The organism is Inquilinus sp., assembly GCF_057815775.1.
The window spans coordinates 1-2,715 of sequence record NZ_JBYRFX010000069.1; the positions used below are offsets into that span (position 1 = coordinate 1).

Below are 2,715 nucleotides of genomic sequence, written 5' to 3' on the forward strand. Positions count from 1 at the left end.
GCGGCGAATGGGGCGGCGCGGTGCTGATGACGACCGAGAACGCGCCGCCCGGACGGCGCGGCTTCTACGGCGCCTGGAGCCAGGTCGGGGTCGGCGGCGGCTTCATCCTCTCGTCGCTCGTCTTCTACCTGGCGCAGCAACTGCCCGAGGCCGATTTCCTGGCCTGGGGCTGGCGCATCCCGTTCCTGCTGAGCGTGGTGATCTTCGGCGTCGGCATCTACATCCGCTTCAGCGTGCAGGAGAGCCGCGACTTCCAGCAGGCGGCAGACCGCAAAGGCGTGGCGCACCAGCCGATCCCGGAGCTGTTCCGCAAGCACCCGCGCGCGATGCTGGTCGGCATCGGCGCGCGGCTGGCGGAGATGGGCGGGTCCCATCTGATGATCGTGTTCTCGCTGGCATACGGCAAATTCGTCGGCGCGCCGACCGGCGTGCTGCTGCTGGGCGTCGCCATCGCCATGGCCGCCGATGCGGGAATGATGCTGGTGTTCGGCGCCCTGTCGGACCGCTACGGCCGCCGCCGCATCTATCTGTTCGGCGTCGTGACGATGGCCGCCTTCGGCTATCCGTTCTTCCTGATGATCGCCAGCCAGTCGACGGCGCTGATCCTGCTGGCGCTGCTGGTCGGCAACGGCATCTGCCACGCCGCCATGATCGGGGTGCAGCCGGCGCTGTTCACCGAGCTGTTCCCGACCGAGCTGCGCTATTCCGGCCTGGCCGTGGCGCATGAGGTGTCGTCGGTGGTGGTCGGGGCGGCGCCGCTGATCGCCACGGCGCTGTTCGCGCATTACCAATCGGCCGTGCCGGTGGCGATCTACCTGGCCGTGCTATGCCTGCTGTCGGCCATCTCCGTGCTGTGCGCCCAGCCGGTGGACTCCAAGACTTTAAAGGGGTTGAGCGTATGACCGAGGCGGCGACCCTCGCCGATGCCGTGGTGACGGCCCTGCTGGCGGCGCTGGGGGCTGATCTGGTCCGCACCGGCGATGCGATCGACCCGCGGTTCCACCAGGACTGGGCCGGCTATCCCGCGACGCGGCCGAAGGCGCTGGTGCTGCCGCGGACGACCGAGGATGTGTCGGCCGCCCTGCGGATCTGCAGCGCCCACGGCCAGGGCGTGGTGACCCAGGGCGGGCTGACCGGGCTGGCCGGCGGCGCCCATCCCGGCCCGGACGACGTCGCCCTGTCGCTGTCGCGCATGGTGGGGGTCGAGGAGGTCGACGCCTCCAGCGCCACGCTGACGGCGCTGGCCGGCACGCCGCTGGAACAGCTGCACCAGGCGGCGGAGGCGGCGGGCTTTGCCTGCGGCATCGATCTCGGCGCCCGCGGCAGTTGCACCATCGGCGGCAATGTCGCGACCAATGCCGGCGGCATCAACGTGCTGCGCTACGGCATGACCCGGCAGAATGTCCGCGGACTGGAGGTGGTGCTGGCGGACGGCACCGTGGTCCGGTCGCTGAACAAGCTGATCAAGAACAACACCGGCTATGACTGGCCGCAGCTGTTCATCGGGGCGGAGGGCACGCTGGGCGTCGTCACCCGGGTCGTGCTGGCCCTGCACCCGCCGGTCCGCAGCCGGCAGACGGCGCTGTGCGCGATCCGGGATTTCGACGCCGCCCTGTCGATCCTGCGCTTCCTGGAGCAGGAGATCCCTGGGCAGTTGCTGGCCTTCGAGGCGATGTGGCCCGATTTCTACGCCTTCGCCACCCGGACGGCGGGACGGACCGCGCCCCTGCCCGGCGACGCGCCGCTGTATCTGCTGATCGAGACCAGCCTGCCCGACCAGGACAGCCTGGAGGCGCCGCTGGCCGTCCTATTCGAGCGCGGGCTGCTGCACGACGCCGTGCTGGCCAAGTCGGAGGAGGAGCGGCGGAAGCTGTGGGCGATCCGCGAGGTGCCGGCGGAATACGCCCAGCATTTCCGCGGCGGCAGCGTGAAGTTCGATGTCGGCATCCCGCTCGGCCATATGGGTGAGGCGGTGCGCAGCCTACGCGCGCTGATCGACACGACCTGGCCGGAGGCGACCGCCGTGTTCTACGGCCATGTCGCCGACAGCAACCTGCACCTGGTGCTGGGGCGGCTGGATGGCGGCGCCCTGCCGCAGCATGAGATCGAGGACGCGGTCTACGGCATCGTGTCCCGCTTCGACGGGTCGGTTTCAGCCGAACACGGCATCGGCTTCAGCAAGAAGGCCTATCTGCCGCTATCGCGCTCGCCGGAGGAGCTTGGGTTGATGCGCCTGATCAAGGGCGCGATCGACCCGCTCGGCCTGATGAACCCCGGCAAGGTGCTGTAGCTACCCCTCCGTCCCCAGCCGGCCCAGCAGCGCGGCGAGCGACGGGCCGAGTCGGCGCAGTTCGTCGCGATGGATGGCGGACAGGCCGGCCAGCACGGTTTCTGCCTGGTCGGTCAGCGCGACATGGATCCGCCGGCGATCGGCCGGATCGGTGTCGCGCCGCACCAGCCCCAGTGCCGCCAGCCGGTCGACCAGCCCGACCGTGCTGTGATGCCGCTGCACCAGCTGCTCCGCCAATTCGCCGATCGTCACCGAGTCGCGCCCGGGGAATCCCTTGATCGCCAGCAACGCCTGGTGCTGCTGCGGCGTCAGCCCCGCCGTCTTCGCCGCCTCGCCGCTGAAGTCGAGAAAGCGCCGCAGCGCGTGGCGGAACGCCGCCAGCGCCTCGTAATCCGCCTTGGTCAGGGCCGTTTCGGGGGCCTCGG

General features: G+C 70.2%; 3 protein-coding genes. 2 read left to right on the forward strand and 1 reads right to left on the reverse strand.

Translation table 11 applies throughout. The features are described from left to right. Both AC3XYG_RS02730 and AC3XYG_RS02735 read left to right on the forward strand, forming a co-directional pair. A partial coding sequence (locus AC3XYG_RS02730) for an MFS transporter (RefSeq protein WP_489138275.1) occupies window positions 1-902 on the forward strand: 902 nt, incomplete at its 5' end. Then, a complete protein-coding gene (locus AC3XYG_RS02735) occupies window positions 899-2,290 on the forward strand; it encodes an FAD-binding oxidoreductase (protein ID WP_489138276.1) in 1,392 nt (463 codons plus the stop codon). The genes AC3XYG_RS02730 and AC3XYG_RS02735, both read left to right, overlap by 4 nt. On the opposite strand, the gene AC3XYG_RS02740 is transcribed toward AC3XYG_RS02735, so the two are convergent. Then, window positions 2,291-2,715: MarR family winged helix-turn-helix transcriptional regulator (locus AC3XYG_RS02740; RefSeq protein ID WP_489138277.1), on the reverse strand; the 425-nt coding region annotated here is incomplete at its 5' end.

What these genes read in the sequence shown, in the direction of transcription:
- AC3XYG_RS02735 (WP_489138276.1), top strand. Translation starts at nt 899, where the DNA reads ATGACCGAGGCGGCGACCCTCGCCGATGCCGTGGTGACGGCCCTGCTG.